Source organism: Caldalkalibacillus mannanilyticus JCM 10596 (assembly GCF_000615945.1).
In the GTDB taxonomy this organism is placed as follows: domain Bacteria; phylum Bacillota; class Bacilli; order Caldalkalibacillales; family JCM-10596; genus Bacillus_AT; species Bacillus_AT mannanilyticus.
This window is the reverse complement of sequence record NZ_BAMO01000027.1, coordinates 56,116-74,881: the sequence shown is the minus strand read 5'-3', so window position 1 is coordinate 74,881 and position 18,766 is coordinate 56,116. Positions and strand designations below refer to the sequence as shown.

Annotated in this window: 17 protein-coding genes and 1 pseudogene; 4 read left to right on the top strand and 14 right to left on the bottom strand. The window is 36.8% G+C overall.

Annotated elements, in window-relative coordinates:
- Positions 1-72 precede the first annotated feature (72 nt).
- The 3 genes from JCM10596_RS14965 to JCM10596_RS14955 form a co-directional block, all read right to left on the bottom strand.
- Positions 73-663 (bottom strand): hypothetical protein, encoded by a 591-nt coding sequence (locus JCM10596_RS14965; RefSeq protein ID WP_025027835.1) that lies wholly within the window; start codon positions 661-663, stop codon positions 73-75.
- 65 nt (positions 664-728) lie between these two features.
- On the bottom strand, positions 729-1,112 hold the full coding sequence (locus JCM10596_RS14960; protein WP_025027834.1) for a hypothetical protein: 384 nt from the start codon (positions 1,110-1,112) through the stop codon (positions 729-731).
- 274 nt (positions 1,113-1,386) lie between these two features.
- Entirely contained in the window at positions 1,387-2,037 is a 651-nt protein-coding gene (locus tag JCM10596_RS14955) for a response regulator transcription factor (RefSeq protein WP_025027833.1), read from the bottom strand.
- 945 nt (positions 2,038-2,982) lie between these two features.
- On the opposite strand from JCM10596_RS14955, the gene JCM10596_RS14950 reads away from it, so the two are divergent.
- Entirely contained in the window at positions 2,983-3,258 is a 276-nt protein-coding gene (locus JCM10596_RS14950) for a hypothetical protein (RefSeq protein ID WP_025027832.1), read from the top strand.
- A 114-nt stretch (positions 3,259-3,372) separates the two neighbouring features.
- Here JCM10596_RS14950 and JCM10596_RS14945 read toward each other — a convergent pair whose 3' ends face one another.
- The 4 genes from JCM10596_RS14945 to JCM10596_RS14930 form a co-directional block, all read right to left on the bottom strand.
- Positions 3,373-3,828, bottom strand: a complete 456-nt coding sequence (locus JCM10596_RS14945) for a GyrI-like domain-containing protein (protein WP_025027831.1) — start codon at positions 3,826-3,828, stop codon at positions 3,373-3,375.
- 78 nt (positions 3,829-3,906) lie between these two features.
- Positions 3,907-4,806: a helix-turn-helix transcriptional regulator gene (locus tag JCM10596_RS14940; RefSeq protein ID WP_199900147.1), complete on the bottom strand. Its 900-nt coding sequence runs from the start codon at positions 4,804-4,806 to the stop codon at positions 3,907-3,909.
- A gap of 110 nt (positions 4,807-4,916) precedes the next feature.
- Positions 4,917-5,657: a hypothetical protein gene (locus tag JCM10596_RS14935; protein WP_025027829.1), complete on the bottom strand. Its 741-nt coding sequence runs from the start codon at positions 5,655-5,657 to the stop codon at positions 4,917-4,919.
- Between the two features lie 155 nt (positions 5,658-5,812).
- Positions 5,813-6,652, bottom strand: a complete 840-nt coding sequence (locus JCM10596_RS14930; protein ID WP_025027828.1) for a carbonic anhydrase — start codon at positions 6,650-6,652, stop codon at positions 5,813-5,815.
- A 263-nt stretch (positions 6,653-6,915) separates the two neighbouring features.
- Here JCM10596_RS14930 and JCM10596_RS25780 point away from each other — a divergent pair.
- The 3 genes and pseudogenes from JCM10596_RS25780 to JCM10596_RS30355 all read left to right on the top strand — a co-directional run.
- Positions 6,916-7,194 (top strand): annotated as a pseudogene (locus tag JCM10596_RS25780) (GNAT family N-acetyltransferase); the annotation flags it as partial.
- On the top strand, positions 7,184-8,620 hold the full coding sequence (locus JCM10596_RS30360) for a histidine kinase dimerization/phospho-acceptor domain-containing protein (protein ID WP_234410526.1): 1,437 nt from the start codon (positions 7,184-7,186) through the stop codon (positions 8,618-8,620). The pseudogene JCM10596_RS25780 and the gene JCM10596_RS30360, both read left to right, overlap by 11 nt.
- Positions 8,621-8,646: 26 nt before the next feature.
- A complete protein-coding gene (locus JCM10596_RS30355) occupies positions 8,647-10,305 on the top strand; it encodes an ATP-binding protein (protein WP_234410525.1) in 1,659 nt (552 codons plus the stop codon).
- 30 nt (positions 10,306-10,335) lie between these two features.
- Here the strand turns inward: JCM10596_RS30355 and JCM10596_RS14915 are convergent, their stop codons facing one another.
- From JCM10596_RS14915 to JCM10596_RS14890, 7 genes are all read right to left on the bottom strand, one after another.
- Entirely contained in the window at positions 10,336-11,460 is a 1,125-nt protein-coding gene (locus JCM10596_RS14915; RefSeq protein WP_025027826.1) for a response regulator, read from the bottom strand.
- A 54-nt stretch (positions 11,461-11,514) separates the two neighbouring features.
- A complete protein-coding gene (locus JCM10596_RS25770) occupies positions 11,515-13,800 on the bottom strand; it encodes a hypothetical protein (RefSeq protein WP_234410524.1) in 2,286 nt (761 codons plus the stop codon).
- Between the two features lie 137 nt (positions 13,801-13,937).
- Complete coding sequence (locus JCM10596_RS30350; protein ID WP_034681435.1) at positions 13,938-14,765, bottom strand: hypothetical protein; 828 nt, start codon at positions 14,763-14,765, stop codon at positions 13,938-13,940.
- A 41-nt stretch (positions 14,766-14,806) separates the two neighbouring features.
- Positions 14,807-16,228 carry a glycosyltransferase family 2 protein gene (locus JCM10596_RS14905; protein ID WP_234410523.1) on the bottom strand — a complete coding sequence of 474 codons (1,422 nt, stop codon included), beginning with the start codon at positions 16,226-16,228 and terminating at the stop codon, positions 14,807-14,809.
- Positions 16,229-16,233: 5 nt separating this feature from the next.
- Complete coding sequence (locus JCM10596_RS14900) at positions 16,234-17,274, bottom strand: HEAT repeat domain-containing protein (protein WP_025027824.1); 1,041 nt, start codon at positions 17,272-17,274, stop codon at positions 16,234-16,236.
- On the bottom strand, positions 17,262-17,891 hold the full coding sequence (locus JCM10596_RS14895; RefSeq protein ID WP_025027823.1) for a response regulator transcription factor: 630 nt from the start codon (positions 17,889-17,891) through the stop codon (positions 17,262-17,264). The genes JCM10596_RS14900 and JCM10596_RS14895 overlap by 13 nt, the downstream gene beginning before the upstream one ends.
- A complete protein-coding gene (locus tag JCM10596_RS14890; RefSeq protein ID WP_025027822.1) occupies positions 17,888-18,637 on the bottom strand; it encodes a PleD family two-component system response regulator in 750 nt (249 codons plus the stop codon). Before JCM10596_RS14890 ends, JCM10596_RS14895 begins: the two co-directional genes overlap by 4 nt.
- Between the last annotated feature and the right edge of the window lie 129 nt (positions 18,638-18,766).

Below are 18,766 nucleotides of genomic sequence, written 5' to 3'. Positions count from 1 at the left end.
TCTCTATCATCTGTTTGGTAGTTAAGTGAAGAAGGGAGAAGACTAGCCTATAAAAAGGCTGAAATGCGCGAGTTACACAGAAAATGACGAAGAGCCATAAATATTTTTCACAAAAATTGAAACTAATAAAGAAATTGCTGATATAACCATGGCTATTAAGCACAAATTTATAGTAATAACGATGACATATAGTAGTGAATGACTTTCAAATAGCTCTAATGCATAAGTTGGTTTACTAAGTTCAGTTAGCGTTAAATCGAGTGGACTCTGAAATGTAAAATAACAGTATACAAATACAATAAAGGATATTAATCCCACAAATATTATACTAGTGATAGCAGATGAAACTACTTTATAAAGAAAATAATAGTGTTTATCTATTCTTACATTTATATATTCAATAAACCTAGTTTTTCTATCCCAAGCAAGTGAATCTCCAGCTACTAGCGCTACCACCAATGGGATTAATATTGGCAAGATAGACCATCCTCCTGCACCTTGCCCTGCTAAAAAAGCGGAATAATAATTATTATCATATAAGTAAATGTCAGTTAAATTCTGACGATAATCTTCAATTCCATGTAAATATAAACCGAACAAAAAAATACTTGCTAATACCAATTGCCAACGTACTAGGTTTCTATAGACTTCTGTTTTTAGCAATTTAATTCCCTCCAACTTTGATGGAGCAAGACAACAAATTTACTGTTATCCTGCTCCATCTACTTTTACCAAGTTACATCAAAATTAATTTTCTTATCTTTAATAGTTGTTAATGAACTAGTGATTCTTGCCTTAATCAGATCTCCACTTGTAGAACCACTTGTAAGTGAATTGTCTGCATTAATAGTAAGGTTAACTGTGCTTGAAATTCCATTGAGTGCAGTATCAGTGATTTGCCCTCTTGTATTAACGTTATCCTGTACATAAGTTGGCTTGATAGTTTGCGTTTTGCCGGTTGCACTTTCATCTGGGGTTACCAAACCAGCAAAACCTGGAATCGTTCCTGTATATGATTTCGTTGAGGCGAAAACCGAGCCACTAATTCCAGTTAAAAGCAATGTTAAAGTTAACCCTGAAGCAACAATGCGTTTTTTAAAATTCCCTTTCATTTTTCCTCTCCTCCGTTTTTCAATTAAACTTTTCATATCATTTTGAGTATCTTTTTATTAAGCACTTCCGATACTCATTAGAAGTTATGCCTTGGCCAAGGCTTACTATTAAACTACCAAAATATGTATCACAATGTAAATTGGGTAATTCCGCAAATTCCGCAATTCTTTTTCAGTGTATTCCGCAAAGAAGGCTGAAAGATATCGTAAAATGTATTTTCTTATCTTAATCTTAAGCTAAACATTAATAGATTCTTAAATAAAAAATTATGAATTAAGGGTTTTTATTATTTCGACTCACAAATTTGTTTATTGCTTCTGCTCTAGATGTCACCTGCAACTTTTTATATATTCCTGTTAAACAATACTCAATCGAGCGTACACTCATACATATTTCCTTAGCGATTTCTTTATTAGTATATCCACTTGAGATCATAGAAAGTATCTTTTTCTCCCTTTTTGTTATGATGATTCCTTCTCCTTTTCTAATCTGCATTACTTCTTTTACTTGCATCTTTTGAAAAAGTGTCAATGGTATAATTGTTTCTCCAGCAAAAACACTCTCTACCATACGAAACAACTGTTGTGGTGTAGCACTTTTCATCATCACTCCACTAACTCCTATACTAATTAAATCGTTCAGATAAGAGAGATAATCATAGCTTGTAAAAATAATAATATGTTGTTGCGGATACTTTTCTTTTATGATTCTTGCTGTTTCTATTCCCGACCTGTCTGGTAAATCCATATCTAAAAAAATAAGTTTTGGTTGATATTCATCTACCATCTCAACACCTTTTGCACTACTCTCAGCAATACCAACTATTTTAATATACTGTATTTGCTCTAATATCATCTTCGTTCCATATCCCGTAGCAGGATGATCTTCTACAATTAATACTTTAACCCATTCTTGATTCTTCATTATTAATAACCTCTTTTTCAATATTCTTTAGAATTTTCTTGATGAAAACTCCTTCACGAAATATCCGAATAGTTGAACCCTTAAGTTACAACTCTCTTTTATGAAAAAAATTCCCCTCAACGTCAACACAATCATTTAACCTTCCTTATCCATGGGATTATTTTATGTGAAAGTCGTAAGAATATCTGTCAAATCCTTCAAACTTCAAATCAGTATTATGAGATTCTTGAACGTTGACAAAAAAATATCTAGTTTCATTGCTCAGCGTCCTCCATGTAACGACAGAAGAGTATTCTTTTGTAAAGATGATTTGACCAAGCTCATTATCTATACGGGATGGGTAATGTGAAGTGATGCTGACTAAAAAGCGGAAACAGATTGTTATAATAGGCCTAATGACAATACTTTAGACAGTTGGGTAAAGTATTATAACCGAGAATCCGAAGTAATCATTTAGATCCTCCGGTGAAGAGGTCAAAGTCTCACAGAAGCAATTTCGCGATCTACAGGAGGGAAATGATTTCTAAAAAAAGCGATACACTATTATGAAGAAGCAAGGAGCGTCAGAGTGAAGAGGAGGTAATCTCTTATATTGCGAAAATCCAAAAAGTCGTTAATACTATTGTTTTAAGTATAAGATTAATATAGAGATATGTATGTACACTTTTTCATTTGACTGTGTTATACTTCCTTGTATTGATCACTAGTAACATTCAAAATTTATAAAGCACAACCTCTCTGCTACCTAAAATACACTCCTATTATTTTACATTTAAGAAGGTGATATGTAAACCCCCTAAACTGCACCATATGAATTATATAGAAACTGATAAAAAGTAGTATTTCCATCCTCCAACAAGCAAATATAGGAAAAGAGTATGTGAAAATCCTTTAAAATATAAAGCCTCGATATTAAGTGAAAAACAAAAGGAGTACATTTATAAAATGAATTATTTTTTGCTTTATTTACTTATCCTACTTTTTTGTGCCTGTTTCTCTACTGTTATATTATTATCCCTGAAACGTAGAACTAGGATGGAAACATTAGTTTTCTCAGTCATTCTTTTGGTAACAGGCATAGCCATAGATAATATGCATGGTATTAAAGAGTTAGCTGAAATACATTCTTTTATTCCTTTAGTGATGTTTGTTCTGCCACGACTCTTTATTGTTTTAGGTTTTATCATCGCAATCATCAGCTATGTACATATCAAAGATTAGTAGGTCCTTTTGAACTTGTATGGCGATCATTAACGAATCTTCCTCTGAAGTTCTTGAACCAAAGCAAAAAAGAGGCATAGTACAGGAAATAATCTGTACTATGCCGCCTCTTTTTTAGTGAATAGCAATATAAATATGGATTTCTCCATTTTCCATGTCATCGCTTAGGTATTCTTCAAAATCATAGCTGCACTTTCGATCCAAATCCATTGACCACAGCTTTTGCCAGAATTCATATACAACAGTTTGCATAGGACCCTTCACAACGAATTTAGCGTATTTTCCAGCAGGAATCGTCTTTACTTCCGTTCCAGGTGGAGGATTTTCAGACTTATCTACCTCACAGCAAACAGTGATATCATATTCTCCGTTTGCATCGCTCTCATAATTAGAATACAATCCAAGGCTATAGCTGTTTTTCTTACTTTCGATCGATTGGTAGATTCCTTCGGCATAAAAACGTTGCCAAAGTCCTCCAATCACTTCTGGCATCTTTTCATCGTCATTTTTTGTTCGTTCCGTAATCCCTACTACTGTTTTCTCACTTAGTTCCACTACCTCATACTTCATCTCTTCACACCTCTTTCGGTTTGTTATTGATAGTGTACCACTCTTAAACTGACACCTATTGTCATATTAACTATCTTTTTATCTGTATTTTTTTAAAGCTTTCGTATATAGGTCTGTAATAGCCTCTCTCATCTGCTTTGGCTCTACTATTTCGACGTGTTCCCCATATGACATGATATAGCCATAAATCCATTCGTTTTCTGGAACGTTGGATCTGACAATGAAGCTGCCATCTGGATGATGTTCTATATCTTCTAGCGGAAATTCGTCAAATAAGCGATAGGCCATCTTCGCTTCCACCTTTAAAACAAGCGTAATTATTTTCTGCTCATACGAGTCGTTAACTTCTTTCCAAATGTTATCTGAAGGTTCCCTGTCAAAACTCTCTTCAATCGTTTCCAATTTTTTGATACGGCTAATTTTAAACATCCGATGACTTTCTTTTTCCCTGCAATAGCCATAGAGATACCATGCTTGTCCTTTAAATACGATTTTCAATGGTTCCACTTGTCTGCATGATTTATTCCCTACTGAATTGTAGTACTCAAATTCGAGTACATTCTTTTGTAAGATCGCATTCTTTAATAGCTTAAATGCTTCTCTATCACTCTCCGCACTTTTCCAGTGTGATAAGTCCACGTCAATCCAATTTGCATTGTTTTTCTTAAATAGGGAGGCAAGCTTGTTTAGTGTAGGTTCAACATGGGGAACTTGTAAGGCATGTAAGCTTTTTAATGCTGATAGAATCTCCTTTTGTTCCGCATCTGAAAGAAGGGATTTTTGCAGAATATAATCTGGGAGAATACTTATTCCTCCACCCTTTCCCTTGCTTGTATAAACCGGTACTCCTGCTACACTCAGCGTTTCAATATCTCGATAAATCGTCCGTTGTGATACCTCAAAATGCTCGGCTAGCTCTCTTGCTGTTATTGTTTGCTTTTCTATTAGAAGATAAACCATCTCAAATAATCGATTCATTGGCACTCTTATCACCCGACCTTCGTATACATCCAGTATACATCAAAACATGACAAATGAGATGTCATATTCAATAATCATGAGACTTTCTTTGCTATATTGAAAGAGCCTCATTCATTAGCGCCTAAGATCCATTCACGAGTGATATGTAGGAATTGCTCATGTACATCATCATCATCAGCCTGACTCTCATTTATGGAATATCCAATATGATAAACATGCCCTTGATAGTATGCATACAGTTCGTGGGCCCTTGTATTTACAAGGTGTATAATATTTTTCTCTTCATTAAGGTTATAGTATTTATACACTAGACTTGAGTTAGTCGTTATTACTTGATGAAAAATAGGAATGTCATCAACGAGTACTTCCTTTCGCAATTCATTTCCTACCGGATCATACTTCTCTGTTGAAAAATCATGTTTGAGGAGCGGATTTTCCTCTACTTCCGTTACAGAGATGTTAAGAAATTCATCTGAACGACTGCCTGATGAGTAGCTAAACTGCACCTGATGCTGAATATTCCCTTGATCATCTTGTGATGTAACAAGATAGGCAGACTCCGCATCGACTTCAAAAGGGATTTTTTTTGAATCAATGAGATGAATAGCATTTCTCATTGAGTCTGGAATGGCTGTCATCATTTCCCCCATCGATACCGGCTTATAGTACGTTCCGTTTTTTCTCTTGTCTAATTCATCCACTCCCTTAAAAAGCCCGCTATAGGTAAATCCATCCCCATCTGATTTGGTGAGGATGCTCTCACTTGTATCTACTGGACTACATCCGATTAATAATAACCCTATACATAATAGGTAAAAAACGTACCACATCCAATTCTTGACGTTCATATCTCTTCGTTTCTCCTCCAAAGATTGATTTTAAATTAAAAGAAGGGTGCGCCAGAAAAACTTCTGCCGATTTTCAGAACACCCCTTCTTCTTTCACTGCCATATCTCAAGCAACTCTCGCAATTGCTACTATTTTTTCATCTATCGAGTAACTACTAGTGTTTTTTAAGCTCTCGATTATTAATAGGTTGCACAGGTCGATGGTTATCAGGGAAGATGGCGCTAAAAGCATCAATTTGCTCCCTAGATAATTCTATCGGTTGTTCTAGCACAATCCACTTTACTCCCTCTGAGCACGGTGGTGTCGTTAAGGAACCCTTATAGAGATAAGATTTCTTCTCCTCAGGTAACAATGTAGCCAAATCAATAGTTTGATCTAGGGGAATATCTACTTTGGTTCTTTCTTCTGGAAGTTTAGACCAAACCTCAGCCAATTCCTTATTTTCGTTTCCAGAAGTAATCAGGAATCCTAACACAGCCAGATTTCCTTCACTGCTTTTATGGACAAGATGCCCCTCCATCTCAAAGCTCAAGCCATTTAATTGATGTTCACTTGGTTTGTGAAAATGCATTTGTAACAGCTTATACTCTTTTCCTTCTACCACGATTGAATTCTTATCTGTTGTATCATTCACTTGGATCGTATGCCCATTATTCATCACCGTCATAGGGGTAGGGCTATAATTGATTTGAATATCCTCTACACTCTTTTCCAATTCCCCATCTGAAAGTTCAATATCAATGGGAGATTGTTCTGTTCCCTCAGCACACGTTGCAAAACTAGGGTCTATACTTCCCCAGTGCTCTGCCCCTGTTTCACCCTCATAAGACCAATGTGTTGCTTCATATTCAGCCTCTTTATGGATTTCAGTACTCTCTTTTCCTTCGACATTTTCATTCTGTAACCCTGTTTGTGTCGGAGTAGACGAACAAGCAGTCAATGAGAAAGCCAAAACTGTTACAAGTACCCCACGATAAAACGTTATTTTTTTCATTGTTAAGCTCCTTTACCTTATATTCGTTTCTAAACTACTTATTTGGACTTTACCAGCCCTTTAGCTATCTTTAATTATACATCAATCCCACTATATGTAAATCGAAGAGAAAATGTTAAAAGAAAATTTTTATTAACTCTTTTGCTATGATAGACTAAGCTTATGAATATTTACCAATGGAGAATTTTATGATTATTAACAATAGAGAATATAAAAGTAAGGGAATCCAATATACGATTCGATCTGCTTGCCTCAACGATGATTTAGCTAGATTCATTCATAAAGTAGAATTTGGAGTGGGTGTCTTAAAAGAATACTGGGGATATGGAATTGGGAGAAGTCTGCTCTGTGAATCTATTTCTTGGGCTGATGCTAATGGAATTTAAAAAATAAGTTTGAGTGTAATAGAAACAAATGATAGAGCCATTAGGCTTTACCAAGATCATGGTTTTGAAATCGAGGCAATATTAAAAAAAGACAGAATTCTTGCCGATGGTAACTATAATAATACTCTTATTATGGGGAGATTTAATGAAAGCTAGTGGAATGATGAAACGATTAAAAAAAATAAAATGGGTCTTGATTATTGTTGTTTTTCTTATTACCATCACAGCGCTCCGTCTAACATGGATGCATTATTTATCAACATTTACCTATCCCAACGCCCCGGTAGCTGAAAAAGGAATATTAGATTTACGGGGAATGGAATTTACGGATAGACAAACAATCTCTTTAAAAGGAGAATGGAAGTTTACTCCTCACTCCTTTATAGATCCCCAAGAAAAAATTTCATCACATTCAGATAGCCGCTATATAAAAGTGCCTAACTCATGGGATGAAGAGTTTGGAGAGAACGGAGGTTCTTCCTTCCACTCTGGTACCTATCGATTAAAGATTTTACTAGATACGAATCACGAACAGTTAATGGGATTTCGTATGAACGAGATTCGAAATGCTTCTGCCATCTATGTGAATGGTCAATTTGTTGCAGGAGCAGGTCAACCGGCTATGAAGGTAGAAAATCATCAGCCTTTTAACACTCCCTATTCTTTTACTCTAAAACCAACTAGCAGTGAACTAGACATCGTTATTCACACCTCATACCATTTAGGAAAAAGAGGTGGTATCACAAAAAACATCTATTTCGGTACTGTAGAAGCTATCTATTTTCGAAACGCTCTTTCTATTGCTATGCAGCTTTTGCTTGGAGTTGTTTTATTAATCCATAGTTTGTATGCTGTTCTTTTATATTTTCTTGGAGCGAAAAATAAAGGATTACTCTATTTTTCTATACTCATTATTTCTGCTTTTACCAATGTTTTGGTCAATGACGATAAATTATTGTTTACTTGGACTCAATTAGATTACGATTTGTCTATTAAACTCATCTATTTTTCTTTCCTTGGTGTAGCCTTGTTTATGCCACTGGTGATAAAATGTTTATTTCCTGCCTACGGGAATGATAGGTTTTTATCTTTCTTTGTTATTTATTGTGGTCTATATTCTTTATTTATTATATTTGCCTCTACTACAACCATTACTGCTACGAGTAAACTAATGCTCAGTGTGCTTTTACTATCCGTCTTCATTTCTATATATCTTCTGAGAAAAATAGTGAAAGAAAAGCAAGGCGTCATCTTTCTTGTATTAGCCTGTGTCAGCATTGGCGTGAACATTCTCTGGTCTTCGTATTTATTCAATACATTAAATAGTATTATGCACTATCCTTTTGATTTGATTATTGCCGTACTCTCTTTTTCTGCTTTTTGGTTCAGACGCTTTTTTCGTGCTACCAATGAAACCAAGCAATTAGCCGAAAAATTGCTTCTAGCCGATAAACAAAAAGATGATTTCTTAATTAACATTTCTCATGAACTAAGAAATCCTTTGCACGGAATTATCAATATGGCGCAATCTATTTTAGATCATCATAAGCATCCTATAAGCCTGAACACCAAAAACGTTTAGAGTTAATCCATACTGTAAGTAAACGAATGTCCTTGCTGTTAGATGATCTACTCGATGTAACAAGATTAAAAGAGAATATGATTCGATTACAAATCAAAGATATTAATCTCCAATCTGTGCTTGCTGGCATTGTGGATATCTTTAAAATGACGTTGAATGGAAAACCAATACGTTTACACATTGATATTGATGATTCTTTTCCTTCTGTTCAAGCTGATGAAAATCGATTGATTCAAATTTTATTCAATCTGATTCATAATGCGGTCAAGTACACGGATGAAGGCTGTATTACGATTAGAGCAACAGCGAAGGACAAATTAGCTCATATTCATATTGAAGATACGGGAATAGGTATCGAAGAAGAAGCGCTTCAGACCATCTTCCAACCTTATGAACAAGGAAACTTTCATTCGACAAGGTCAAGTGGAGGAATGGGTCTTGGTCTTAGCATTTGTAAACAGTTAGTTGAATTACATGGTGGAACCTTAACTGTTCACTCGACCTTAGGCAAGGGTTCTGTATTCACCTTCACACTCCCTTTATTTAAGAATGTGGAGCAGGCTACAGCAGCTAGCTTCTCTTTAGAAAAAGCACAACAGCCTGTGTCATACAATTCATCGAGTTTAGTGGCGACAACCAGCGATTTTTCCTATAGCCCTTCTAAAGAAGGCTTTGCAATGACAAATACGAAACCGAAAATATTAGCTGTCGATGACGATATGGTGAATTTAAACGTCTTACTAAGCATTCTTGAAATGGAGAATTACGAGGTTGTGGTCGTTACAAATGCACAGCAAGCAATGATCAAATTAGAAAATGAGCTATTTGACCTTGTCATCTCAGATGTCATGATGCCCTATATTTCAGGCTATGAGTTAACTCGCTTTATTCGAGAAAGATTCACCATTTCAGAGTTACCTGTACTGCTCTTAACAGCACGAAATCGTTCTGAAGACCTTTTAACTGGGTATCAGGTAGGTGCCAATGATTACCTCATTAAGCCTGTCGAGGCATGGGAACTAAAAGCACGGGTTCGCGCTTTATTAGAACTGAAGGTATCAATAGAGGAAAGATTGCGTATGGAGGGAGCTTGGTTGCAATCGCAGATTCAACCACATTTCTTATATAACACCTTAAATTCAATCGCTGCCCTAGGAATGATCGACTTTGATAAAATGCAAACGCTGCTCGAAGAATTTAGTAATTATTTGCGTCTAAGCATTGACTTTTCTAACTCTGAACCTATTGTACCTCTGGAACATGAACTTTCTCTCGTTCGTTCCTATCTATATATTGAAAGTGAACGTTTTGGTGACCGGCTCAAAGTCCACTGGGAGATTGACTCGGAGATTAATGCCTTTGTGCCTCCATTATCGATACAACCATTGGTCGAAAACGCTGTGAAACATGGAATTTTGCAACGTAGAAAAGGCGGAACGATCTATATTCGAATTGAATCATTAGAAAATGGATTAAGAGTTTCCATTATCGACAACGGCAAAGGAATGACTGATGAGGAGCGGAAACAGCTTCTTATCCATAAAGGAGTGACCAAACAAAGAACAGGAGTCGGCCTACAAAATGTAGACCGACGCTTAAAACAACTCTACGGCAAGGGGTTAGAGATTTATAGTGTCCCCACGCAAGGAACAACTGTCTGTTTTACTATTCCAAAAAAGGGATGAATCACTAGAGATTCATCCCTTTTTTCTTACTTATTTCTTATTCCAGGTATGATACCATTCCGTAATAGTGGAATTGGGCTGTTCATTTAGTTCATCCATTAAAATGGTTTTTAATCGAGAATAGTATTGGTGGACGAGGGTACGATTGCCCATTAAAGCCCCTATTTTCATCAGAAAGAAATAGGCATCTTCCTCTAACGGACATCGCTCACAAATCTCTAAACAATGTTTCATTGCTTTTTCTAATTCATGAACAGAAAAATACCACTCTACCATTTTCAAAGACGTCCGTAACCATAATAACTGTAGCCTTTGGCGCTCACTCTCAGCCCACAGATAGTCATAACCCTGAAGATACTCCCCTTTATACAGGCTCATGATTTGTTCAAAATCAGAAATTGTTTCATGTGCTAATGGTAGGTTTTTTTCAAGGAACTGCTCAAACTCATCAACATCAAGATTAATCCCGTCTAGTGTCATTAAGTATCCTTCTGTTACATTTCTGATTCTAAAGTGACTCCCGAACACCTCAGTTGTTTTACGTACATGGTAAATCGTCGTGTATAGTTGTGCATATGCCTTCTTAGGTTCATACTCTTCCCACAATAGCTCAATGATCTCCGCTTTACTGACCACCTTTCCTCTTTGGTGAACAAGATACAAGAACAACTGCTGTGCCTTCGTCGTTCTCCACTGAAGGGATGTCATATCTTGTTTACCATCAGAAAGGCAAACCTGCTGGAACATACTCATGTGCAGTTCCGTTGTCTTCAGAAACGCTGGATCAGGCATGGTTTCTACTCGTTGTTTGATGCGCTGGATCGTATTTAATAACCTCTCTTTTCGAACGGGCTTTAAGATATAATCAAGGGCATTTAGTTCAAAGGCTTTGACCGCAAAATTGTCATGTGCGGTCACAAAAACAATATTGACCTCTGGTTTCTTTTCTACGATTTTTTCCGCCAATTCGATTCCGTTCATTTCAGGAATATGAATATCTAAAAAAATTATGTCTGCATCCAGCTGTTCCATGCTTTCTAATGCTTCAAGGGGATCGGTAAACTTTCCCACTATTTCAAAAGTAGCTACACTTGCAAGTTGATGTTGCAAATAATCTAAAGCTAATTTCTCATCATCTATTAAGATCGCTTTCATATGCTCACCTTTATCTGTACCTTTGTGAACGTTCGATATTTCCTACTAATCGAATTAGTCTGATGTAAATGCTTTTTTCACAATGTCATACGATTTTTTTAATCTCTCTTTATACAATGGCTGTTGCCATTTTTCCCACTTATACATCTTCATCATGTCTTCTGAAATCCTGCCATTTTGCCTCGCTGGTAAAGAATCCAGTACTTGATATCTTTCACGGTCCTTTTCCGTAGGCTGAACATACAGAACGGAAACCTGAATCCCTTCAATGAATTCACCACCATCAGGGTCATCTCCGTAAATATTAGCCATGACTTCACGTAAGGTTGGATCTTTAAAGCTTAATAATAACCATGGGATTCTTATCTCAATACATTTTTCTTCCTTGTTGACATAGAAATCAGCTAAAGAATCGTAGTCTTGTGCATCAGGGTTACCATTTCCATGACGTAATTTTCCTGTTTCGTAATAGCTAAATGGGATTACCCGATCTTGACTTGGAATATATAATTCTTGGTTTAAAGCGAAACGGCTTGGATTGAAGATCCCACTATTGTTAGTAGGAAGTGGATCATCTGTTTTTAACATTTGAAATGTATGCACATATTGTAGAGCAAAAAAATCATAATAGGTATCCACCAACACAGCAGCGTCTTCTTCATTTTTGATATACAGCAGAAAATCCATCCCTGTATCTAGATGAAGATCATCTACTCCTTGAACATGCTGATTCCCTTGATTTTCAATGGTATCGAATAAGATCATTGGAAAACCATGGGTGAATAAATCCTCAGTATCTCTAATGTCCAAGCGTAAATAGAGGTAACGTTCATCATGATCCATGTAAAGCGCCTGAAGCTGTTGATCCCCCGTATACACGCTTGATGTGTTTTGCCAATCCTCTTTGTTTCCATCGACTCTTATTTTATGACGATCGAAGCTTAATAATCCAAATTGCTGTTCATTGGTTTGTGCATTAGACCAAAAAGGTCTTCGATCTGGATTATCATAATCCATTGTATTCCATGTTCGCTTAAACCATTCATCCTGCCAGGTGAAGATAAGTCCTCCTAGCATTCCCTCTTGCACGATATCTTCATAGAGATGAACAATGATTTCTCCTTGCTCCTCCTCTTCTAAAAACCCTTGATTCCAGCCAGAAGGATTTTCATGCGTTAATCCTCGCGAACCTGGAACACCAAATTCAGCGATGAGAACGGGAATCTCATGTGCTTCGTGCAAATCTCTTAAATATCCAGCATAGTTATTTTTCTCACCACGATGATCAATGAAATTAACATACTCTTCCTCATAGTTTAAGAAATCAGGGTAGTAGGGATAGACATGGTAGGAAGCAAATTGATTCACCTTCTGCATTTCCTTCTTGAGGTGAATCACATTGGGATTGACCCCCACTAAATCTTCTTCCTCATTCGGTTCTGCTGGATGGGTCAATAGGTCTGTCGTCACCCAATTGGTAAAACTAATGGGGCGCATCCATTGATACTTCTCCATTTCATAGGAAATAATGTCATCCATCTGCTCTGCCATCCAATACTCAAATGGCTCGGCGTTGATTGTGTCGACAAATTGTCCTTGGTAATCTCCTAAATTCGGGTACTTATCATTTGTTTCTTTGACCATGATAGGATACCACTCAATACCCAGTATCCACCCTATGACATACTCTGATATATCCGCCTGATAAAGTCCATGTGCATGACCAGGGTTAGGCTCAACTACTGCGTTACCATGGACCGCATCCACGATCCGTTTCATTTCAGCTTGAAACTCCAGCGTATGGCTCTCATGAAAAGCATCCAAGGTTTCTACAAGAGATTCTTCTTCAATCCATACTCCATGAAAAAGATATAACGGAGTTTCATGTTCTTCATTATATTGCTTCAAAGCATAGTAGAAATCAGGGGGATGCAATGTATAGATACGGATTGAATTAGCTCCCATCTCTCCAATATATTGAAACCAACGGTAATATTCTTCTTCTGTTATTGCCGCTTCACCTGGGAACACCCCAGGTTTCCCCATTCCAAGGTTAACCCCTTTTATTCCAAGCTTCTGCCACTCTCCATCCACTAGAACTTCATAGTCTTGTTCGTTTATTCTAGCATTATAAGCAATATTTTTCTCGTAGGCAAGAGAAGCTATCGCCTCTTTTTCGGACGTTTCAGCTACCATCTCCTCCTTACTTTCCGACAAGATCGTATCTAGCATAGGGACATACGTCTTCCAGTAAAAGGATTTTTCTGAGTTTTTATCATATAAAAATGACATGATTTGTGCTAAACCTTTATACTGGTAAAGCATCGGAACATTTGCCACGTCAGCAAAATCTCCTGCAAAGTAATAGTTTTTTGATTGCCCTCTAGTATGCTCTATAACCGCCGCAAATTGAATTGGAATGTTCTTGGATTCTAATAAGGCTTTCCCTTCTTCTGTTACATCCCAATCATAATAGGCTAAAACATCATCCTGATTCTTTGCTTGAACAATATCAAACCAGTACTGATAATGAGGCTTTCCGTTAGACCGAATTTATTTTGCCCTTTCTCCGTATAAGTCAATTTTATGCCTTTAGAAAGAGTATGTTCTTGATCTAGTAGAACGACTAATTCTCCAGTATATTCATTGACCAAGACAAAACCGGGTCCTTCATAATTCCATTGATCAGCATACGTATCTAAAATCCATTGTGGAATTTCAAGGTTCAGATCAGGATTTAGCTCATCAAAGTAACGTCCGATCCACCCTGACCAATCGATGTTTAAAAACCTTGTCATACTATCGCGTACACTTTTTTCTGTTGGCGAAGCGAATGAGTTAAATTCTAATATAAATGTACTTTTCTTTTCACTCGTTAGACGATTATAGATCGCCATCCACTCTTTCATCTCAACCCCACCATAGAGGAGAGAAGAGCGTGCCCCTTCCCTTTCTCTATTAGGATGTAGCCAAGGAACATCATCCTCATAGACACCGTAGCTATCTGTCATGTAGATGACATCTACGTCATCATATGACTCAGGCAGCTCACGAATATCATAGGTCTGATTTCTCTCATTAGGCACAAAACCATAGTAATCTTTGGCTGGATGAATAGCTTTCTTCGCATGACGAAAATGATTTAAAACCCAGACCGTCCCTTGATGTTCTCGATATGTTTCATCAGGAACCGTTTTGTCTATAATGACAATTTCTAAGTCGCTCCTCTCCTCCAAAAACCATAAAAACATGGGGATTAAAAGGAGGATGAGTATGCAGCCGAGCAATATTAATAATCTTTTCATGTTACCGGTCACCCTTCTTACTATATCAAAATAGTTCTATTCTATATTTTAGATATCCCTTTCCGCTGAAGTGTATCCCAGTTACGATATCGTGTGATCCATTGGACAATACCTGCACATCTCCATAAAACAGTAAGAGGTCTAAACCAAAGTGTTTCTGAAAGAGAATACAGGAACAGAGCAATGACATCGCTAATTTTCGGATATTTATTCGAATTCCATACCTCTAACAAAACCGAAACCATGGATAGAACTGAGCCATAAAGCAGCATTAAAAGCAAGAGAAGGAAAGCGAATTGCAGGTACACATCCCCAATCAATATAGAAATAAGGAAAAAGAGATACCCCATCAATTCAATGACAGGACCCAATAATTCTACAATCCAGAAGTACGGAATAGAAAGGGTTCCCACTAATCCATACTTGGGATTAAACGCCATTTTTTTATGTCGCCATAAGCTCTCCAGCAAGCCACGATGCCAGCGGCTCCGCTGTCTTTGTAAATCACCCATTTTTTCAGGAGCTTCCGTCCAACAAACAGGATCTGTAACAAATTCAATTCGTTTGTTAAGGTTTCTTTCTTTGATCATGCGATGCAAGCGAACGACGAGCTCCATATCTTCGCCCACCGTTTTTACAGAGTAGCCTCCAGCTTCAATGACCCATTTTTTTGAAAAAACGCTAAAAGCCCCTGATAGAATTAAGAGCATATTGTATCGACTTAATCCCACTCTGCCCATGAGAAAGGCCCTTAAATACTCGATCACTTGCATGATGACAAGTGGTTTTTTGGAAAGACGGATACTGAGTACACTTCCCATTTGAATGTCGCATCCATTGGCAATTCGAATACTCCCACCTGAAGCAATAATTTCATCTTTTGATTTTACAATCGGCTTCATTACTTTTAATAGAGCATCAATCTCAAGAATCGAGTCCCCATCAATGGAACAAAAATAAGGATACCTTGACACATTGATGCCTGTGTTTAAAGCATCTGCTTTTCCTCCATTTTCTTTATCCACTAAGTAAAGATGGGGAATAATGTTCGATTGATAGATCGCCTTAACTGGTTCCGACTCTAGCTGCTTGCGTACCGCACGATGAATTTTTACCATTTGAAAATGCTCGATCATTGCCGCTAGGGTTTGATCGGTAGAACCATCATTGACAACAATAATTTCTACTTGTGGGTACCTTAAGCTTAAGAGAGAGCGAACACTTTCAATGACTCCTGCTTCTTCATTGTAAGCAGGAACAATAATTGATACAGGCTTAGTATAATTTGCATTGAGGTATTCTTCATTTACTTCTGACTTATATAGATTTGCCTCTCTGCGCAGTTGAAAAAAGGAAAACACGAGCAAAAAGGTATAAAAGGCAATGACAAATAACATATAGATTAAAATAAACCAACCAACAGCAAGAAACAACGCTTCTAACAACTTCATAAATACATCCATTATAGTTAAACCTTCCTTAACACTTCTCTAGCCATATCAATCGCATAGCGATCTTCACTATAACTAATAATCGATTCTAGTAACTTGCTACCATTCTTCAGCGAAATAAGGGATCTCGCAGCTTGAGATCGTACCCACCATGAGGGATCTTGAATAAGCTGACGTAAAAAAGGTTCTGCTTCTGAACGGTTCACCTGAACAAATAATCGAGCCATCAGCATTCTTTCCTCCCAATAATCTGATTCAACAAAATATAGATATTGCTGGAAGTTTGGAATGTAAGAAAAATGTGTCATGGCTTTTAAAATAGCTAATCGAATTTCACGATCATCGCTTTTTATTTTTTCTTCCAAAAACGGAAGAAAAGGTTCTAGCTTTCTCATTCCAATGACATCAATGACACTCAATTGAAGTTCAGGTGACAGCTGATCAAAGGAAGGTAATAAATTAGCGATTTTTTCCTCAGATATTTCAAAGAGCAGCTTCCGATATTCTAGTTGAGTGTACTCTACTTGTTTTTCCTGTAGGTACTTCAGTGCATTTGAGTCAGAAAGGACCATTAAAACCTTAATCATTTGAAAGTATTCTTCCTTGGAATATTGCTTGGAAGAACGGAGCATCTTCTCTACATCTTCAAGTAAAGCCCCAATCTTAAAGTCATGAATATAATGTAGGGTATTCATTCTATGACTCCACTTTCTGCTTCTTAACCGGCGACGATAGTATGAAAGCATGTGTAATTCAACAAATTGTGTGATTCTTGATTGCATTTCTTCACTATGAATGCTTTTTAAATATCGGTTAAAAACCTCTTCTATCGCTCTTATTTTCCATACTGATGTAGGGATCATCTCCTCAGATAGAGGCTCCCCTTTCATCAGGTAGTTAAAAAACTCAGAGCTGTGGTTTGTCATAAAACCCCTCATTTTTTCTTCGTTTTTCTGTTCCAACACACGTCGAATCATTAAAAACATTAAAACGATAGATAGAACAACAACTAAAGCGGCAATACATCCTAATACAAACATAATTTCTATATGGAACATGTTGATCTCAGTCCCGTCAGATATCGTTTTATTCTTGCTTCCAACATTCTTAGATTAAACGGCTTCGTCATATAATCATCCACTCCCATTTGAAACGCATAAATCATATCTTCATCTGTTTTCTTCGTTGATAACATGAAAATAATGTACTTTCCAGTATTAGGGAGCTGTCTTAACTCGTGAACAATTTCTAATCCATCTTTTTTGGGAAGAATATCATTGATGATAACAAAATGGGTATTGGGAGAAAGATGACTCTGAGATTCGAGAAACTCATTTCCATCAGAATACGTTGTGATATCAAGAAGAGTATGGTTGATTTCCATATCTTTTAGCAGGTTTTCTAGAATACTAGAAACAATGGAGTCTGATTCTACAATTGATACTTTGATTACCTCTGTTTCTTGTGCAATAAACTTATTGACAACATTGATTGACAATAAGGCGGTATCATCCGTTTCCTCTAATGCCCTGCGTCCCTCCTCTATGACTTCATTCCATTGTGCTTTTTCATTTCTAATTTCAACGATGCTCGTTTTTAACTGTGGACTCTGTTCTTCTGGGATTCCATTCGTAGAGAATCCCCCCTCTTCTAAGCTCTGCTGAACTCGTTTCAAGAAATATCTTGCTTCTTTTTCCCCGGAATAAGGAGTATAATCGCAAGATCTTGATGATTCATTTTAAAGACAAAATCAGAGTCCCTTGCTTGACTCACGATCCGCTCTGCTATGCTCTTTCCGTACAATGGCATAGGAGAGGTTCCTTGCAAGCCTTGAGGCTGTTCTTGATCACCTACAGATACAAACAATAAGGTAAAAGGCTTTTTGACTCGCGCTAATATAGCTAAATGGACCTGATAAAAAAATGAACAAAAGGCAAAATCATATATTCCATTTCCCAGCAATGGATTCTCAATGGATTTCACCTTGTTCTTTCGTTCTTGCTCCAATTGCATTCTTAGTAGTACTTCTTCTTTGGTAAATGGATACAAGAGAACGTCATTAAATTGATATAAGTAATCTTGCTTCATTTCTTGGAATTCTCCTACACTATAAAAAATAGGAATATCCAGCCATTTGCAGTGTTCATAGATTTCCTGATAAAGAGTTTGACAAATGGGAGAATCATGCAAATCAATCAGTACAATATGAGTAGGAGGAGTTTCATAGAGCAACCCAGTGGCTTCCTCTATGTCCATAGCGAATGTAACGTGGATCTTCTCACTTTCCCAATTTTGTCCTCTTATTTGATGAGCTATATTCTGATCTTCACAAAAAAATAAAATGCTAAAGTTTTCTTGATCTAGTTGCTTTACTGGATCCTTCCTTTTTAGCTTTTGGTCAACCGTACTTATCTTCGCCATGCTAATTCAACACCTCTTTTTTACAACATTCGACTTTAATCTACAAATTCCTGAGCAAAGTGAGGTTTTTAGCATAGCAAATCGTTCTATACAATTTCTATACAAGCATTTTTTACCCTGCCCTGTTAA

Coding starts and splice junctions, on each gene's coding strand:
- JCM10596_RS14960 (WP_025027834.1), bottom strand. CDS start 1,112: ATGAAAGGGAATTTTAAAAAACGCATTGTTGCTTCAGGGTTAACTTTA.
- JCM10596_RS14955 (WP_025027833.1), bottom strand. CDS start 2,037: ATGAAGAATCAAGAATGGGTTAAAGTATTAATTGTAGAAGATCATCCT.
- JCM10596_RS14950 (WP_025027832.1), top strand. CDS start 2,983: ATGAATTATTTTTTGCTTTATTTACTTATCCTACTTTTTTGTGCCTGT.
- JCM10596_RS14945 (WP_025027831.1), bottom strand. CDS start 3,828: ATGAAGTATGAGGTAGTGGAACTAAGTGAGAAAACAGTAGTAGGGATT.
- JCM10596_RS14940 (WP_199900147.1), bottom strand. CDS start 4,806: ATGAATCGATTATTTGAGATGGTTTATCTTCTAATAGAAAAGCAAACA.
- JCM10596_RS14935 (WP_025027829.1), bottom strand. CDS start 5,657: ATGAACGTCAAGAATTGGATGTGGTACGTTTTTTACCTATTATGTATA.
- JCM10596_RS14930 (WP_025027828.1), bottom strand. CDS start 6,652: ATGAAAAAAATAACGTTTTATCGTGGGGTACTTGTAACAGTTTTGGCT.
- JCM10596_RS30360 (WP_234410526.1), top strand. CDS start 7,184: ATGAAAGCTAGTGGAATGATGAAACGATTAAAAAAAATAAAATGGGTC.
- JCM10596_RS30355 (WP_234410525.1), top strand. CDS start 8,647: ATGTCCTTGCTGTTAGATGATCTACTCGATGTAACAAGATTAAAAGAG.
- JCM10596_RS14915 (WP_025027826.1), bottom strand. CDS start 11,460: ATGAAAGCGATCTTAATAGATGATGAGAAATTAGCTTTAGATTATTTG.
- JCM10596_RS30350 (WP_034681435.1), bottom strand. CDS start 14,765: ATGAAAAGATTATTAATATTGCTCGGCTGCATACTCATCCTCCTTTTA.
- JCM10596_RS14905 (WP_234410523.1), bottom strand. CDS start 16,228: ATGGATGTATTTATGAAGTTGTTAGAAGCGTTGTTTCTTGCTGTTGGT.
- JCM10596_RS14900 (WP_025027824.1), bottom strand. CDS start 17,274: ATGTTCCATATAGAAATTATGTTTGTATTAGGATGTATTGCCGCTTTA.
- JCM10596_RS14890 (WP_025027822.1), bottom strand. CDS start 18,637: ATGGCGAAGATAAGTACGGTTGACCAAAAGCTAAAAAGGAAGGATCCA.